This is a genomic window from Prosthecobacter sp. (genome assembly GCF_034366625.1).
Taxonomy (GTDB): domain Bacteria; phylum Verrucomicrobiota; class Verrucomicrobiia; order Verrucomicrobiales; family Verrucomicrobiaceae; genus Prosthecobacter.
Genome location: NZ_JAXMIH010000030.1, coordinates 53,922 through 71,138, shown reverse-complemented (window position 1 = coordinate 71,138; position 17,217 = coordinate 53,922). Strand labels below are relative to the sequence as shown.

The following is a 17,217-nucleotide window of genomic DNA, read 5'->3' as shown; positions in this document are numbered from 1 at the left end:
GCGGTGACATTCCCCATGCTCCAGGGTGCCGCCAGCCATTGGGCGGTGACGTTCTCCACTCTCCGAGGTGCCGCCAGCCGATGGGTGGTGATGTTCCCCACTCTCCAAGGTGCTGCCAGCCAATGGGCGGTGACGTTCCCGACCTTCATGCCTGCCAGCAGCCAAAGGCTGGTGAGGAACCGGACCGAGCTACCCCCTCAGAAAATGAAGGTGTTAGCGCTGCCCTCCGAATGACCGGGTAAAAACGCGCTTGAAGCGCGGGCCGCTTTCTGATGGGATGCAGCCGTCGAACACCCAACCCATCCTTCATCACCATGAAAACTCTGCTCGCCTCCTTCGCCCTGCTGCTTGCCTCCGCCGCGCTTGCGGGCGGCCCCGACAAGATTACCAATTTGAAATCGGCGCTGGAGACGGCGCAGGGCCAGGGGAAGATGCTGTTCGTGCAGTATGGCCGTGAGGCCTGCGGCAACTGCCAGGCGCTCAAGGGCATGATCGAGAAGCGGCAGGTGCGGCTCTCGGAGAGCAAGTTCGTCTATGCCGACGTGAACTGCGATGATGCGACCACGAGCGCCCTGTTCCGTGAGAAGTTCAAGGTGGAAGGCTCCACGCTGCCCTTCGTCGTCGTGGCCGCCGCCGACGGCACCCAACTGGCCGGCCGCACCGGCTATGGCAGCGCCAAAGACTTCGAAGATCTCCTCCGCGACGCGCAGAAGGCCGCGAAGAAGCTGGAGGATGCCAAGGCGAAGAAAAAGTAGTCGAGGTTCATCAGAGAAGGGACACCCGGTGAACTGGGCAGCTTACCACCACCATCGCAATCTGGTGTGTAATCGCACGCAGTTCACTATCTTGTGACGCAGGTGTGAGGTGTGAAAAATGATTCTTATGATCAGGGAAAAATTCATTCGCCTCATCAAAGCCCCTCTCTTCATCGTCTGCGCCCTTGGTTTTGCGCTTTTGGCGGTGCCTGTCGTTTTAGTCTATGACGCATTTACGCCCACCACCAGTTTGTGGCGCTACGACAAGATCGTCGGTGATCCTAAACGAAAGGAAGCTGGGAACGACAGAAACCACTGTTACTTCGATCACTTTCCTGAACGCATCCCATCATCGGCAAGTGATGCCATGTTTTATAGATTTGGATTCCGAGGTGCGCAGATCCTTCTTCTACTAACCCTGTCCTCTGCCGAAACGTCCAAGATCGAGCAACGCTTGCGGGCGGAGCATCAGGCCTTGTCTGCCGACATGGCGATTTCTCGTCCGTATGTCATTCCAAAGGAGTGGTGCCCGAGATCCTGGTTTGGGAAGGAACCCAGCTATGAATCGCGCAAATTCGGGGATGATTTTATCTGGTTTGATTTATCACCTGCACGTGACCCCAAAGAACCTAATGGCAATTTTTTCGCCAAAGGAGTCGCTGTATCGCAGAGCAAGCATCAGGTTCTTTACTGGCTTATTGACTGAAGTGGAGCCGCTTCCTACCTGCCAGCTCAGCTTTGACAGGCTGCGGCTTGACCTCAGGGGGCAAGTCGAGACACTGGGCCGATGCAGAGCCTCACCACGAAATCCGCCCTTATGATCAAAGCCGTCCAAGTCATCCTTCCATCACTGCTGCTTCTGAGTTGCAGCCAAACGCCCAAGACCAAGCCTCAAAGGGCCCCGATCACCTCACCGATTGCCGATGTCAGCGTGGGCAGCGGCATGCATACCACCCTGACAGGGTTGCAGTATGAGGTCTTGAGGCGCGGCACCGGCACGGTTTCACCGGTATCCACCGACACCGTCAGGGTCCACTATCACGGCACCTTGCTTAACGGAACGGTCTTCGACAGCTCGGTGGAGCGTGGCGAGCCGATCAGCTTCCCGTTGAACGCCGTGATCCGCGGCTGGACGGAAGGCGTGCATTTGATGAAGGTGGGCGACAAGTTCAGGTTCGTGATTCCATCCCACCTGGCCTATGGCGCGAACAGCCCTACGCCCAAAATCCCGCCATACAGCACGCTGGTCTTTGAGATCGAGCTGCTCGGCATCAACCCGTCGTGACTGGGAGCGCAGAAGGCGAGAAGACCCACGCATGACGTCATGATCCAGAAGCGACAGGCACCGGCCCGTGCCCGATTCATTTCAAGGATGGCTGCTTTCATGGCTACACTTTGAATGCCCACCGGGTGAGCCGCTTGACGCCATGACCGCGCTCTGAGAAAGCGCGACTACAACCGCCGCTCGCGCACCTCCGCCGTGATCTCCGTGAGGAAATCGGCGATGGGTTTGACGCCGAGGTCACCCCTCTTGCTGTGGCGGACGGCGACGGATTGCACGGCGGCTTCCTTCTCGCCGACGACGAGCATGTAGGGGATCTTGTCGAGCTGGGCGTTGCGGATCTTGGCGCCGATCTTGTCGGCATCGTTGTTCAGCGTGACGCGCAGGCCGGCGGCCTTGAGCTGGGCGAAGGTTTCCTCGGCGAAGGCATCGGCCTTTTCGCTGATGGTGAGCACGCGCACCTGCTCGGGCGCGAGCCAGGTCGGGAAGTGACCGGCGAAGTGCTCGATAAGCACGCCGCAGAAGCGCTCCATGCTGCCGAAGGGCGCACGATGAATCATCACCGGGCGATGCGGCTTGTTGTCGGGGCCGTTGTAGGTCAGGTCAAAGCGCACGGGCAGGACGTAATCGACCTGCACGGTGCCGAGCTGCCATTCGCGGCCGATGACGTCCTTGATGACGAAGTCGATCTTCGGGCCGTAGAACGCGGCTTCGCCCGGCTCTTCGGTGAACGGCACTCCGAGTGTGGCGGCGGCTTTGCGGCAGGCGTCTTCGGCCTTGTCCCACTGCTCGGGATTGCCGGTGAATTTGCTGCTGTCAGGATCACGCAAGCCCACGCGCACGCGGTAATCCGTCATGCCTAGCGTGCTGAGCACGATCTTCACGAGGCTCAGGCAGCCGAGGACTTCGGCGGCGACTTGGTCTTCGGTGCAGAAGAGATGCGCGTCGTCCTGCGTGAAGCCACGCACGCGGGTCATGCCGTTCAACTCACCGCTCTGCTCCCAGCGATACACCGTGCCGAACTCGGCGAGGCGCACGGGCAGGTCGCGATAGCTGTGCGGCTGACTGTCGTAGATCTTGATGTGATGCGGGCAGTTCATCGGCTTCAGCAGGAAGCCGTCGAGGAGCTGGTCATCGGGCAGCACGCGATCTTCAGGCACGATTTCCTTGCCAGCACGCTCGTTGAGTCCCTGGCGCATCTTGGCAGACACAGCACCGAGGCGTTCCATGACTTCACAGCAGCCGCAGCCTTCTTTGATGACCTTCGCGAGGTCGTCGTTCTCGATGACGGGCGCGAACTGGCTCTCCTTGTAATAAGGGAAGTGGCCGCTGGTCTTGTAGAGGCCGACTTTGCCGATGTGCGGCGTGAAGACCTGGCTGTAGCCCTGCTTGCGCAGTTCCTCGCTGATGAAGTTTTGCAGTTCCTGGCGCAGGATCGCGCCGTTCGGTGTCCACAGGATCAAACCTTGCCCGACTTCTTCGTCGATGTGGAAGAGCTTCAATTCTTTGCCCAGCTTGCGGTGATCGCGCTTCTTTGCCTCTTCGAGCTGTTCGAGATGCTTGGCGAGTTCCTCGCTGGTCGGGAACGCGGTGCCGTAGAGACGCTGGAGCTGCGGTTTCGTCTCGTCGCCCATGTAGAAGGACGAGCTGACCGACATGAGCTTCACGTGTTTGCACTTGCCGCTGTAACCGACGTGCGGTCCGGCACAAAGGTCGATAAAATCGCCGTTCTGGAAGCAGGAGATCTGCTCGCCTTCAGGAATCTTGTCGATGAGGTCGAGCTTGAACACGCTCGGGTTCCCTGGGCGCTCGGTCAAACCGCCGAGGCGGCCGCTTTGCGCCATCGCCTTCGCTTCGTCGCGGCTGATGCCCTTCCATTCGAACTTCTGGTTCTCCTTCGAGATTTTCTTCATCTCCGCCTCGATCTTCTCGAAGTCGTCCGGCGTGATACGGTGGTCCGGCAGGTCGAAGTCGTAGTAGAAGCCGTTCTCCACGGGCGGACCGTAGGCGAACTGGGCGTTCGGCCACAGGCGCAGGATGGCAGTGGCCATCACATGGGCACAGGAGTGGCGCAGGCGGTCGATGTCGGACATCTGAGCGCGTTCTTCGAGAGTTTTTCGTTCGGCGGACATGGTTGTGAGAGGGGCCGTGTCCATGCCGCAGGACGCCGAAGGTTTCAAGATGATTGCGGCCCGATCCCCCACCCTGCTCGTTTACCGGCTGAAATAGGTGTCACCCTATTTTGCCATTTTGCTTTTTTACGATCTCCGTGGCTCCAGAGAAGATCAAAGCATTCATTTTGAGAAAGAAAGGAGCGGTGACAGCACCGAACACGCTCGGCGAACATCTGCGCAATCGGAGGCTGACTCTTGGACTCAGACAGGAGAATGTAGCCACCCAACTTGGCACACTACGAGAGGTTTATGAGCGCTGGGAGCGCGACGAACGACAGCCTGTCGTGTCTGAGTGGCCGGGCATCCTTCGATTTCTTGGCTACTACCCTGCTGGCGTGGAGACCGCTGCGAATCTTGTGCTGAAAGCACGGCGGTGCCAAGGCCTGGATCAGAAGGGCTTGGCACAGGTAGTCGGCGTCATTCACCAGAGGCTCCGCCGCTGGGAACATGGAGAGGAGATCCCCACATCCGACAAGTTGGAATGTCTTCACTCTCTCGCATGCCCGTAACCTCTGCATCCGGTAGGTGTCATGAATTGAACGTCCACTCTTTGGCTCTGCGAATCCCTAGCGTAAAGGATTATTCAGACCATCCCTACCACCTTGATTTTCAATGTTGACTCCAATGAATACTAATCACCTATCTTATATAATTATTATAAATTTTGACACTGATTGATCCGAATTGTTATTTTTGAAATTAATTAAATGATGCTCCCGGATCTTATCGCCATCGTCACCCTCCTGGCCTCCATCAGCCTCGCCTCCGAGCGTCTGGTGGAAATCCTCAAGGCCTATCTTCCACAGCATTTGTTTCAGGAAGTTCCTGCTCCGGCCGGTTCTCCTCCCGAGGTTGTTGCGGCGGCGGCTCGTGCTGAAGCCAAGCGCAAAGCTCGCGTGCATATGCTGGCTGTCTTATGCGGCATTGTCACCGCGGCGCTGGCCAGTCCCGCGATCACGAATTACACCAATCTGTTCACTGACAAAAGCCACTTTCCCCAGCCTTTGTCCACCATCTTGATCATCCTTGCACTCGGCCTTTTTTCAAGTGGCGGCTCTGGACTGTGGAACTCTGTGCTTGAGTATCTCTTGAAGGTGAAGGGCATCAAGGATGCGGAAGAGAAGCTCGCTGCCTCGAAGGCGGAAAAGCTCAAGGCTGAAACAGACAAGGCCGAGGCCGAGAAAGCACAAGCCGAAGCGGCAAAGGCAAGAGCCGAAACAAAACCCGGCTGATCCCGGAGCCGGTTCTCTCACGCCATGGCATTCCCCTAAATTCACTCTCGCAGCGCTCACTCTTATGACACCCAACCCATCGCTCCCGAATCCTACTCCTCCGCCGCCGTACGCCTCCGTTCTGTCTGGCCTTGCCCGCGTCTGCCTCGTTGGTCTCGCCCTGACACTCGCCGCTTGTGCAGGGTTGAGCGGCAGAACTTTGACCGAGGATGAGGACTGGTCCGCCAGCGGCTTCCGTTACTACGACTCATCTCCCTATCTCCTCGTTTACACCGACAACAAGGGATCCTTGAACTCCGAGCTCAAGTACATGCCGGACCTCACCAAGAAACGGCAGGTGAAGCCCTATCAATTCCTCGCGTCCACGGATGGCAAGTTAGACTTCGAGGACGGCATCCTGACCGGCGCAGAGTCCAATGGCGACGGCACCGCCGTGCCCAAGGCCGTGATTTCAGCTCTCGAAAAAGCGGCCAAGATCGCCATCGCGGCGGACACCAGTCCTGCTCGGGAAGTCGCGGACGCCAACGGCATGGCCCCACGGGTTTACCTCTTCAAGATCATCAAGACCATCGACGCTAAAGGCCAGTGTGTCTGGGAACTCCGCGGCAGCGGCGGCAGCCCGGTCAAGTCTTAACCCCTCATCGTTCCACCCATGCATCTCATCCAACAGCTTCCGCGTCTCCTCCTCCCTCTCGTGCTGGGTTCCTGCATCGCACGCATTGACGTCAAGAAAGTCGACAACGCCTGTGGCACCGTTCCAAGCAAGGCCAGAGGCGTGCGCTATTCCCTGCCTCAGCCTTTTATCGTCGGCAAACCCCAAGGAAACGGCAAGATCAGCTACAGCGTCGAGTACCTTCCCGACCCCGACAATGAATACGCGGTGAGTGCCTGGAGCTTCATGGCCAAGCACAAGATGAACCTGCAGCGCACCTCGCGCGGCTTCCTCAAGTCCGTCTCATACACCAAGGATGACACCGCTGTCGCAACCTCCATGGTGGACACGGCCGGCAACTTGCTGGAGACCCATCTCAAGGCCTTGAACACCGCCAAAAAGCCTTCAGGGGGAGACGGGGCCGATGATGGCAACGCGGACGGGGCTGGTGCAAGGAGCGCAGGCGTGGACACGATGGCGAATGGCCCTGTTATCTACCGCGTGGTGGAGGATCCGTCCTATGGCGTCCGTTTGCAGCCCGTGACGTTCAGGGCGACTCTCAATGGCCAGGGGCTCACCCCCAGTCAGCAGAAATCCTTCGAGACCACCGGCACCCCCGACGGCGGTGGCACAGCCACTCCCGCCGGGCCCAAGCTGGTTTCCGAAAAACAAATGGTGCTCAAAAAGAATGCGGAGCCGGGTCCGCATCTCATCCTGACTCCCCAGTTTGACATGAAGGTCAAGCAGGATGGCTATACTCTGAAAAACCTCGAGAATCAGGACCGCACTCCTTTGTGCAATGTGGTGCTCGATAACGCGGATAAAGCCGTGATCAAAATCGACAAGGCGGCAATTGCAACGGACACCTACATCCTGACCCTCAAGGTCAAGAGCCAGAAAACGCCCGTCACCACAGCTGACATCAGCATCACCATCAAGGTGGACAACTGAGTTCGTCGGCCGGCCATACTTTGCGGAGTCATGCCCAACACCCTCGATGTCACATGCCATCTGGCTGCGTTAGGCGACCTGCCTGACGGCTTGGTGCCGTCCGATGGTCCCGATGTATTGTGCAGCAACGGAGTTGCCTACACGCTACCAGAACTCTTTCTGGCGACGTCCAATCATCGATTGCGCCTGGCGCTCGATACCACGCGCATGACCGCGGCCCAGAATCCCGATCCCACCCGGCAGGCCGTCACCGTGGCGGACCTGCACCATTTTGCCTCGCAGGTGACCGGGAACTCCACGGCCACTCCTGCTGGTCCGCTGGAAAACATCGCCGTCATTTACGCGCCCGCTTTGGATGGTCACCCTGGACTCCGCGGCCTCATGTTTGACACCGGTTTTCACACCGATTTCGACGACGAAACCCACAATCCAAGCTACGACTGGACCCAGTGGAAGCACTGCTGCCGTGAAGCCTGCGCGGTCTTCCTCCAGACCATTCATAACACCCGCCCGGCAAACGAGCGGGTGGATCAGGCGGCTTACACGAGCGTGCATGAGCTTGCCCATGTGTTCAACCTCCTGCATGTCGAGGATCAACAGTGCTTCCTCCGTCAGAGCCCGGCTGCAAGCGCGCCGCCGCGCACCTGGTATCGCTTCAATGCCGAAAACGAGGCCTACCTGACCGACTGCCGCCAGCCATCCGTGTACCCGGGCGGTCATGAGTTTGGCGACCACTCCTATGTCGGCGGCGGGGACGAACGAGTGACAAAAGCTCTCGGCATCGCGCCTCTCAAACTCAAAATCAAAGCCATCTGTGACGAGTTTCTTCCTTTTGAGCCTGTGGAGCTCGACATGAAGCTCTCGGTCGTTCCCGGTTGCAGGGTGCCCCGAGGCCTGCGCAATGAGATGGATCCATCTTATTCCAGCTTCGCCGTATGGATTGAAAATCCGCTGGGTGAGCGACGTCGCTACAAGTCCATCAACCACTGTTGTGAAAACGCGGCTCCGTGCCCGGTCACGCCGGAACAACCGTTCGAACGTGATCTGACCCTCTTCGGCCAGTCAGGAGGCTATACCTTCCGCCACGCCGGCGTGCATCGTGTGTGGATCACCTGGCGTCTCTCCAAGAGAGTGGTGATTTCTTCCAACACGATCGAGATCAGCGTCCGTCCTTGGCTCAGGCTTTCTTCCAAAGATCGCGATCTTTGCAAGGCGCTGCGCCTCGCTGGCCGCCCGCTATTCTATCGCCGTCGTCAATGGAGTCGCAGAGAAACTGCGGCTCTCGCGAGCCTTTGCACCGACTTCAAAGGAAAGGCTCATCGTTATCCTCATGCGATGGCAAAATACGCGCACTGGCAAATTCTGGCCAACATGTCCAGCCGAAGTTCCTCGCATTGGAGAAGGATCACAAAGAGTCTCTCCGAGTCGGGAAAATGGCTAAAAGACCAACCACTGCTCGGGCCTCATCGGCGAGAGAAAGTGACTCGCGCGATAGACAGCTTTTGAAGCCGCAGCTCGCATGGATGCGCGGCATAGAAACAGAATTGGAAGACGACCTTCAAGAGGCTGAAATTAGGCAACGTGGTGACATGGATTCATTGCGACGATGAACATGAACTGCGCAGGAAATCTGCTGTCAACCTCACTTGAAATGTACGTCGTCCTATTTTGCCATTTTGCTTTTTTTACGATTCGAGTCGGCAAACAAACGTTTAAAACATTCATTCTGAGAAAGAAAGGCATGATCGCTCAGCCAAAAAGCCTTGGCGAACATCTTCGCAATCGAAGGCTGGTTCTAGGGTTACGGCAAGAGGACGTGGCCAAACAATTGAGCACTCTGCGCGAGGTTTATGAGCGTTGGGAGCGTGACGAACGACAGCCTGTCGTGTCGGAGTGGCCGGGCATTCTTTCGTTCCTTGGCCATTACCCTGAGTCTGAAAAGACCGCTGCGGACCTCGTGCTGAAGGCACGGCGGTATCAGGGTATGGACCAAAAGGGATTCGCGCAGGTAGTCGGGGTCATTCATCAGAGGCTCCGCCGCTGGGAACATGGGGAGGAGATCCCCACGTCCAATGATCTCAAACATCTTCAATCTCTCGCGTGCCTTTAGTCCCTTCCCCCGGCTTGTTTCGCGATACGATGCTGCTGGATCAGAAGGGCGGTGTCGACGCACTGACGACTGGCTTGCGAACACTACCGCCATCCTGTGTGGCAAGCGCCTTGTAATTGAAGGGTGGGGGTCTCGTCTTGAAGACCAATGCGACCAAGAAACGGAGTTCTGATGCGTTGGATGAACCGGCGGTCAGCAGCGACATTCGCGCTTTAGATCACTATAGTCGCCGCAAGGATGTAATCCACCGCGACAATCAGACATGGCGGCTTTGCAGCTTTTTTTCACGAAAACTCACTCCATGAGCGCACCTCATCACAGCATCTTCATCCGCTTTCGCCGCCGCGAGGAGGAGGCACAATGAGCACGTTATCCGGCTCCAGAGGCGGTGCCATCGCCATCCGCGGCTTTGTGGTCCAGACACTTGTTGCCCTGCTGGATGTTGCCAAGCCGGGATCCACCTTCACCGAGATCACGCTGGAGCCACTTGAGGCTGGAAACGACAAGTTCGACTACATCTGGAAAGACCGCGACGGCACCCATGCTGTGCAGGTGAAGTCCACCGAAGGAACCTTCATGCCCGCTCAGGTCAAAGAATGGGCCGCCGAGATGGAAAAGGCGCGAACGGAGGAGGATTGCACGCTCCTGCTAATCGGCTGCGTGAATGGCAAGATTCCCGGTGACCGCATCGGTAAAGTCGCGCTGAATCTGAAGAATCTTGATACAAATGGTCTTCTGAATGAGGCTGCGCACGGCGTAGGCACGCTCCGTGAAACCGCAGGCCTGCCGCCGCTGCCAGCTTCTGAAAACCGCGAGGCCGCCAAAGCCCTTGTGCTGGAACTCGAGCTTTTCTCCATCGAGCAGAGGACGCTTGACCGCGCGGACCTCATCGCCCTGCTGAGCCAGTGGGTAAGCAAGGCTCCCACCCAGGAGTTGAAGGTGGACATCTCTCGCATCATCAAATGCGCCCCCGCCGACCTCATCGGACGCGAGACCGAGACCGCCCTCCTCAACGACGCCTGGGGCAAAGTCCAAGCGCATGAAACCAAACGTCCGCACGTCCTCACTCTCGTCGCCCTCGGCGGCGAGGGGAAGACCTCGCTCATCGCCAAATGGGCCGCCGACCTCGCGGCGCAGGACTGGCCCGGCTGCGACGCCGCCTTTGCGTGGTCCTTTTACAGTCAAGGCACGCGCGAGCAGGTGGCCGCTTCCTCCGACCTGTTCCTCAAGGAAGCCCTCACCTTCTTCGGAGACGATGCGGACAAAGCCTTCGCCGCCAGCCCCGCCGGCGCGTTTGAAAAAGGACAGCGCCTCGCCCGCATCGTTGGCCAGCGGCGCAGCCTTCTCATCCTCGACGGCCTCGAGCCGCTGCAATACGCGCCCACCGTGCCCACGCCGGGCGAACTCAAGGACCAAGGCGTCGGCGCGCTGTTAAAGGGCCTGGCCGCCGCCAGCTACGGCCTGTGCGTCGTCACCACCCGGTATTCGCTCCCGGACTTGCGGGCGTTCTGGCAGACCACCGCGTCGGAGGTGAAGCTGTTGCGCCTCTCCCGCGCCGCCGGCGTGCATCTGCTCCAGTCCTTCGGCGTGAAGGGCAGCCTGTTCCGCAACATTCCGTTCCACCGGGAGCAGGTGAACGAGTTCGAGAAACTGGTGGAAGACGTGCAAGGCCACGCGCTCACCTTGAACCTGCTCGGCACCTACCTGCGCGACGCCCACGCCGGCGACATCCGCAAACGCGACCTCGTGAAGCTAGAGGAAGCCGACGCCGAGGAACAGGGCGGCCACGCCTTCCGCGTCATGGAGGCCTACGAACGCGAGTTCGAGCGTGAAGGCGACAAAGGCCGGCGTGCCCTCGCTGTGCTCCGGCTGCTCGGCCTGTTCGACCGGCCGCTCACATCCGACTGCCTCGGCCCGCTGCTCCAAGCCCCCGCCATTGCTGGACTCACCGAGCCACTGATCAATCTGACCGAAGCGCAACGAAACATGGCGTTCAAGAGGCTGGAAGATGCCAGACTGCTCACTGTGAATCGCGACGCCTCGGGCGCACTCGATACGCTCGATGAGCACCCGCTGCTCCGGGAATACTTCGCCCGGCAACTGCGCGAGCAACAACCCGACGCTTGGCGCGCAGCTCACCGGCGGCTCTACGAACACCTTTGCGCGAGTACGCATGAAGGCGACCAGCCCACGCTCGAAGATCTCCAACCGCTTTACCAAGCCGTGGCCCACGGCTGCCAGGCGGGTATGCAACGACAGGCACTTGAGAGGGTTTATTTCCCCCGGATTCGCCGCCAGAGCGAAGATTACGCATCGAGAAAGTTAGGTGCTTTCGGTTCTGAGTTGGGAGCCGTCGCTTGTTTCTTCGAGCATCCGCTGAGTCAGCCTGCAATATCGCTTCCGCCACCATACCACGCTTGGTTATACTCCGTCGCAGCTTTCGATCTGCGCGCACTAGGCCGACTAACTGAGGCCCTCGAGCCGATGCGGGCCGCGAATCAGGCCACAACTCGACTTGGCGACTGGAAAAATGCGGCGATCGAAGCTAGCAATCTGAGTGAGCTAGAACTGTCGCTCGGCCTAGTTAGCCGAGCGCTTATCGACGGGGAGGAGTCCGTGACCTATGCAGATCGAACTGGCGATGCGTTTTCGCGGATGGGTTTTCGCACGACCCACGCCAACGCCCAACATCAATCAGGCCGCCGAGCCGAAGCGGATGCACTCTTCCGCGAGGCTGAAGATATCCAAGCCGAGGAACATCCGGACTCCCCCCTGCTATACTCTCTACAAGGACACCGCTATTGCGACCTTCTCCTTCGAGCCCCAGAGCAAACTGCGTGGCAAGCTACACTGAAGGTTCCCATGCGGGCTGTGATTGCCCCCTTGCTCGAATGCTGCGGCACAGTCTCACAGCGTGCGACACAAACTCTCCAATACTACGAACGAGGTAACTGGGCGTCGCTCCTCGACTATGCCCTCGATCACCTCACTCTAGGACGCGCTGCGCTCTACGAGTCCGTATTGGAGAAGTCCGAAAGGGGGACGCAGAAAGCCGCCAGGGAGAGGGCAATAGCCGAACTGAATGTCGCCGTGAACGGTCTTCGCCACGCGAACTCTCAGGACCAGATTCCTAGCGGCCTCCTGACCCGCGCCTGGCTCCGGTTTCTCACCGGAGCGCTTAGCGGCCCAGAGGGCGCGCAGGCCGACCTCGACGAAGCCTGGGAAATTGCCGAGCGCGGCCCGATGCGGCTCGACATGGCCGACATCCACCTCCACCGCGCCCGGCTTTTCTTTCGCGAAACGCAGTATCCGTGGGAGTCGCCGCAGGCCGATCTCGCTGCCGCCGAGAAACTCATCAACGAGTGCGGCTATCACCGTCGCGACGAGGAACTCGCCGATGCGAAGAAAGCAATCCTTCCGTAACTACGCTGTGGGTACTTACAGCCTCAGATTCCACGGGCATACGGCCACGCGACTGAAGCCGATGCTAGGGGGCCTGGACTGTGGCTGGCGAGTGCCACGGCAGTGGTGACGTAGCCAAGATTGATGAGTCCTTCTTGCCATGAATCATCCATGGCCTTGAGCCGGGTGGGTGTGGCAGCCAAGGCGGCTGCGCGTGCGGGATCAAAGCCCAAGGCGGCCACCGATGCGACTGCTGGATAGTCGGCGGGGACATTCCGGATGGACCAGTATGCGCCCTTGTGCTCCGTGCCAGCCTTGAACGCAGCGATGAGTTCGCGCTTTCTCAGACTGCGCACCTGATTGTCGACAATGTTGAGCACACGAATAGAATGGCGGGCCCAGTCGGAGGCAGGCTCTTCCTCCGCCGGGAGCGCCGCGCCGGCATCGCTGACCAGCACCGTGCGGCAACGCTTCCAGACTGTTTCCATGCCCATGTTGTCATAGACCCCGCCGTCGCTGAGCATGACTTTCTCGATGAATGGCGTTCGCTGGAGCGAGCTGCCCGTGCCGGGCTCAAAGGTGAAGTGACTGGCGTCGAGCCGAACTGGCGAGAGGATGGGAGGAAAGGCGGATGAGGCAGCCACGGCGACGGCAAGTGGCACCGTTGGATCTTTGACCAGCCCCACTTTGTAGTCACCCATGTAGGGTCGCGAGAAGCGCCACAGGACACCGCTCTGAATGTTGGTGGCATTGATGATAAAGCGCGGGCCTTCGCCCTTGCTGTCATTCGGCAGAGCTTGGAGAGTGGCACCGGAAAAGAGCGCCTTGTTGTAGGCGGAGGCGACCTTGTCGCCGACGGAGTGAAACGGATCGAACAATCCCCCGATGACGGCACCCTCGTCGATAGTGGTGCGGGCCAGCGCCCTGACTGGATCAACGACCTTTTCGATAAGGTTCTCAGCGCGCCCTTGGGAATCCCACTTCAGATCCTTCCAATGGAGGCCAAGCACTGCGGATGTGATAGATCCGCCTGAGACGCTGGAGACTCGCGCAAGCTGACGGAGATGGCCGGTTTCATTAAGGCGGATAAGTGTGCCCAGATGGAAGATCGTGGCGCGGTAGCCTCCGCCGGACAGGCAAAGGCCAGTGGTTTCTTCGATTTGGGATTCTTTTTCGAGAGGATCAAGGTTAGCGGGCATATCGGTGTGGGATGAGGGAGTTGGTTGCGAATCAAACGAGGAAATAGTCCACTCAGAGATCGGTCTCCTGAATGCGACCGCCGAGGCGAGCGGCGAGAATACCCGGCGGATTATCCATGGTTCTAATCAGTGGTGGGTCCGTCACACGGCAGTGACGAAGTCCTTCGACAACACCTTCATCTTGTCGGCCTTTTTCTTGCCGCGTTCGAGTTGCGTCGTGCTGAAGTAGTCGCTGTTCTTTGACAAGGCCTCCACGAGGGGCCGGCGAGGCACTTCGGTGCCTGCGGTCGTGCTGCCGTGCTTGCCCGGCATGGTGGAGACCACGGTCTTCAGGCGTCCGGCGGCGCCGGCCTTGCCCTTCTTGGTGAACAATCCCCACAAGGTTTTCGGCGTAGCATTGAGGCTGCCGTGGTGCCCTACCTTGTAGAAATCCACCTTCTCCAGCATCTTGCGGATGGCCTCGTGCTTCTTCGTCGTGCCCTTAAGCACGTAGTTCCAGTTCTCGATCTGAGCATCGCCCGGGAAGAGGAACCGCTTCCCACCCACCTCGAACAGGAGAATGAGGCTGGTATTGTTCATCGCGTCATCGAGGATGCGCACCAGTTCCAGCAGCCCGCTCGCGCGATTGCGCAGCATCTTGGGAACCAGCCATCGGGCCCACGGCGGCATGGCACCATTGTTCGCATGCCTGTCTCCGAAGGGACTCGCGCTGCCACCCTGGAAACTGTGGCTGGACAGGCCCATAAGATGCCAGAATTCATCCGGGTCCTTGGAGCGCTGCTTCTTGATCGTGTCCGACTGCTTGATCGTGGGAGGACCAATCACCAGCACCTTCACGCCCGGCAGAAGTTTCTGCAGCTTCGTGGAGTCGCCGAATGCAAGATACTCCTGCTTCCCTTTTTTTCCGCCCATGGTCATGAGATTCTCGACAGCCGCCAAGTTGGCTAAGTTGTCATCGCCGATGAAAGCCAGCTCCTTGCGCAAGCGCGAGCGCGGCCCCAGGCGCAGGCCTTTCATTTCACGCAGCGAAGTATCTGAGAAGCTCTGCATGGCGGACAGCGCTCCGACAAAACTCACATTGCCGGCGAGCTTCTTGGCGCCGGTGAGCGGCTTGTTGCTTGCGAGTGCCTTCGTGGCCTCTTCGGCATCCTTCTTGGCACGCGGATCTTCTGTCCAGGGCTGCATGACCACATCAGGCTTCAGCTTGCGAATGACATCACCGGGCCCCTTCGCTTTCGCCGCCGTAGCGAAACCACTGATGTGGTCCTTGTGGCGGTGGGTCGCGACCACGGCGGTGAGCTTTCCTCCGGTCGTCGTGGCGATGTCCTCGGCGATTAGCCGCATCAGATTGGGGGGGGAGCCCGCAGGCGCGCCCGTGCTGCCGAAGTCGATCAGCACATGCTTGTTCGCCTCCTTCTTGGTGCCCGACTTCGGGTAGTGGAAGGTGAGCAGGAAGCAGTCTCCGAAACCGACCTGGTAGGTCCGGATGGTGAGTTTGTCAGGCTTAGTCATGGTTATGCTTGTGCTTGGATCCGGGAGTATGAAAACAGTGGGCGGGCGCGGTGACCCAGCCCTCCACCTTCTGCAAAGGCACATCCAGCGCGCGGCTCAGGTGCATCCTCGCGAAGAGTCTCGACCGGTTCGTGGTGGGCAGGTAGTAACCGGCCTCGGCGAGGTGCTTGAGGCGCCGGCCCTGCTCCTTCCAGTTGTCGAGGTGGTTGTGGATGTGAAACTTCAGCCGTCCGAATTCGTCGAACACCAGCACGCCTCCACCAAAGAGACGCACATCCACGTCACCGGAGGCATTGCCCTCGTCGTCCACGACTTCCTTCCGCGGCAGCCATTCCGCATCCGGCAGCCTGCTGATGCCCAACTCCTTGAGCTCTGATGCCTTTACCGTGAGGATCTGCATGTATTCCGCGACGGTTTCACGCAGCGAGAAACCATCCTCGCTGATCCGCTGGCAGGGCCGCACGGACAGCACCTGCGTGAAGGTTCCCTCATAGAGGCCGAGCGCCTCCCGGTTTTCCCATATGAAGTGGAACACTTCGTCAGGGTCACGCTGCATGGGCTCAAAGTGCGTCCGCTCGTAGCGGATCGCTACCCCGGCTTCGCTATCCGCGGTCCGCCAGATTCCCGGTTCCTTCACCGTGCCCTTGGACCGGGGCTTGATTCCGTAGGATGCGAAGCTGTCGAGCAGGTGCTTGCGGAAGCAGTATTTGGAATCGTCCGGATGGAGTTCGTGGTCTGCCGTGAGCAGGGCGCTAAGGTAGTCGCCGAAGACCAGGTGGACCGGCGGGCAGTAGTCCAGCGCGCGAATGCTCATGGTCAGCAGGCGGTCCGCCGCCTCACGACCTTCCTCGGCCACGCGTGAGGTGTCCAGTTGCCCGTCCGAGTTCTCATAGAGTCCCTCCACCCGCGTCGACCAGATACCGATGAAGGCGTTCATCATCGCCGCAACGAGCAGCTCGCCGCGCCGGTGGGCCTCGCTGTATTCCTCCGAGTCGTAAAGGTCCGGCGATGGCGGGATCTCCGCCGACCGCCGCAACGCCTCTCCCCGGATGCCACTCAGCTCGGAGCCCATTTCCTCCGCCAGCGTTACCAGCATCGACTTCTTGAGGGCCTCCACTGACAGGGATTTTTTGTCCACCTTTCCTATTGAGCCCGGAGTTCGCTGACCAGACCTTTTGAGTTCAAGGATCACGTCCACTATCTTCGGCAGGGAGAACACCGAAAGCAGGGCCACCACGTCTGAAAAGCCTTCATGGAAGGCCGCCTGGTCAGGCGAGGAAGGGTCGGTATAGCGCTCGCGCAGCCCATCCAAAAGTGCGTGAGTGGTCTCGTGAGCCACGACATCATGCGACAGGCAGCTGAAGACCGGCTTGTTGCTGCTCCCGGTGAAATAGCCGAAGAATAGCCCCTCATCGTCCTTCGAGTAGTAGGCGTTGGCCTCCGCAAATGCATGGGGCGCAACCTTCAACTGGTGGCGCCGGAAGCTCCAGCTCACACGCCTTCCCAACGCCATTTCGAAGCGCGCCAGCACACGCATAACGATGGCATACACATTCTGGGCGTGGACCTGAGGGTTCGCCAGAATCTCTGCGTCCGTCTTGCCATCAAACGCATCCTTGATGTTTCCCTCCGCGTCCTGTTTGCACTCCAGCGGATGGTAGAGCACTTTCGATGTGGCGTCGTAGTCCACCACCTGCACCCGATGTCCCCACGGACCGGCACCCAGCTGCTCCGCGGCCACTGGCACCTTCACGGTGAGGATGCGCTCCTTGCCTTTCGGCCCGGTGCGCACAAAGGGATCCTGGGCAATGATCGTCATCCAGGTCTGTCGGGGCAAGACTCTTGATTTCATGGGGCAGGAGAAAGGTGGGAAGCCGTTGATTGAATTCGTTCGCGAATTTCGCTCCAAATTACCGCATATCTTTCCAAATTCGGAATCTGACGTCAA

13 protein-coding genes are annotated in these 17,217 nt (G+C 59.2%); 9 read left to right on the top strand and 4 right to left on the bottom strand.

The features are described 5' to 3' along the window. Positions 1–314 precede the first annotated feature (314 nt). From U1A53_RS26710 to U1A53_RS26700, 3 genes are all read left to right on the top strand, one after another. On the top strand, positions 315–755 hold the full coding sequence (locus U1A53_RS26710; RefSeq protein WP_322284981.1) for a thioredoxin fold domain-containing protein: 441 nt from the start codon (positions 315–317) through the stop codon (positions 753–755). 127 nt (positions 756–882) lie between these two features. Beyond that, positions 883–1,461: a hypothetical protein gene (locus U1A53_RS26705; RefSeq protein WP_322284980.1), complete on the top strand. Its 579-nt coding sequence runs from the start codon at positions 883–885 to the stop codon at positions 1,459–1,461. 111 nt (positions 1,462–1,572) lie between these two features. After that, positions 1,573–2,040, top strand: coding sequence for an FKBP-type peptidyl-prolyl cis-trans isomerase (locus U1A53_RS26700; RefSeq protein WP_322284979.1), 468 nt, complete (start codon positions 1,573–1,575; stop codon positions 2,038–2,040). Between the two features lie 167 nt (positions 2,041–2,207). Here U1A53_RS26700 and thrS read toward each other — a convergent pair whose 3' ends face one another. Beyond that, positions 2,208–4,169 carry a threonine--tRNA ligase gene (gene thrS / locus U1A53_RS26695; protein ID WP_322284978.1) on the bottom strand — a complete coding sequence of 654 codons (1,962 nt, stop codon included), beginning with the start codon at positions 4,167–4,169 and terminating at the stop codon, positions 2,208–2,210. 818 nt (positions 4,170–4,987) lie between these two features. On the opposite strand from thrS, the gene U1A53_RS26690 reads away from it, so the two are divergent. From U1A53_RS26690 to U1A53_RS26665, 6 genes are all read left to right on the top strand, one after another. Further along, positions 4,988–5,443 (top strand): hypothetical protein, encoded by a 456-nt coding sequence (locus U1A53_RS26690; protein ID WP_322284977.1) that lies wholly within the window; start codon positions 4,988–4,990, stop codon positions 5,441–5,443. A gap of 64 nt (positions 5,444–5,507) precedes the next feature. Continuing rightward, the gene (locus tag U1A53_RS26685) at positions 5,508–6,077 is read left to right on the top strand and encodes a hypothetical protein (protein WP_322284976.1); all 570 of its coding nucleotides are present in this window, start codon (positions 5,508–5,510) and stop codon (positions 6,075–6,077) included. 60 nt (positions 6,078–6,137) lie between these two features. Further along, complete coding sequence (locus tag U1A53_RS26680) at positions 6,138–7,046, top strand: hypothetical protein (RefSeq protein ID WP_322284975.1); 909 nt, start codon at positions 6,138–6,140, stop codon at positions 7,044–7,046. Between the two features lie 30 nt (positions 7,047–7,076). Continuing rightward, positions 7,077–8,552: a hypothetical protein gene (locus U1A53_RS26675; protein ID WP_322284974.1), complete on the top strand. Its 1,476-nt coding sequence runs from the start codon at positions 7,077–7,079 to the stop codon at positions 8,550–8,552. Between the two features lie 100 nt (positions 8,553–8,652). Then, positions 8,653–9,156 carry a hypothetical protein gene (locus U1A53_RS26670; protein WP_322284973.1) on the top strand — a complete coding sequence of 168 codons (504 nt, stop codon included), beginning with the start codon at positions 8,653–8,655 and terminating at the stop codon, positions 9,154–9,156. 360 nt (positions 9,157–9,516) lie between these two features. Beyond that, complete coding sequence (locus tag U1A53_RS26665) at positions 9,517–12,579, top strand: hypothetical protein (protein WP_322284972.1); 3,063 nt, start codon at positions 9,517–9,519, stop codon at positions 12,577–12,579. 23 nt (positions 12,580–12,602) lie between these two features. On the opposite strand, the gene U1A53_RS26660 is transcribed toward U1A53_RS26665, so the two are convergent. The 3 genes from U1A53_RS26660 to U1A53_RS26650 all read right to left on the bottom strand — a co-directional run bounded on the left by U1A53_RS26660 (position 12,603) and on the right by U1A53_RS26650 (position 17,121). After that, positions 12,603–13,757, bottom strand: coding sequence for a patatin-like phospholipase family protein (locus tag U1A53_RS26660; RefSeq protein ID WP_322284971.1), 1,155 nt, complete (start codon positions 13,755–13,757; stop codon positions 12,603–12,605). 141 nt (positions 13,758–13,898) lie between these two features. Further along, complete coding sequence (locus U1A53_RS26655) at positions 13,899–15,269, bottom strand: hypothetical protein (RefSeq protein ID WP_322284970.1); 1,371 nt, start codon at positions 15,267–15,269, stop codon at positions 13,899–13,901. After that, a complete protein-coding gene (locus tag U1A53_RS26650; protein ID WP_322284969.1) occupies positions 15,262–17,121 on the bottom strand; it encodes a hypothetical protein in 1,860 nt (619 codons plus the stop codon). Before U1A53_RS26650 ends, U1A53_RS26655 begins: the two co-directional genes overlap by 8 nt. Positions 17,122–17,217: the final 96 nt, after the last annotated feature.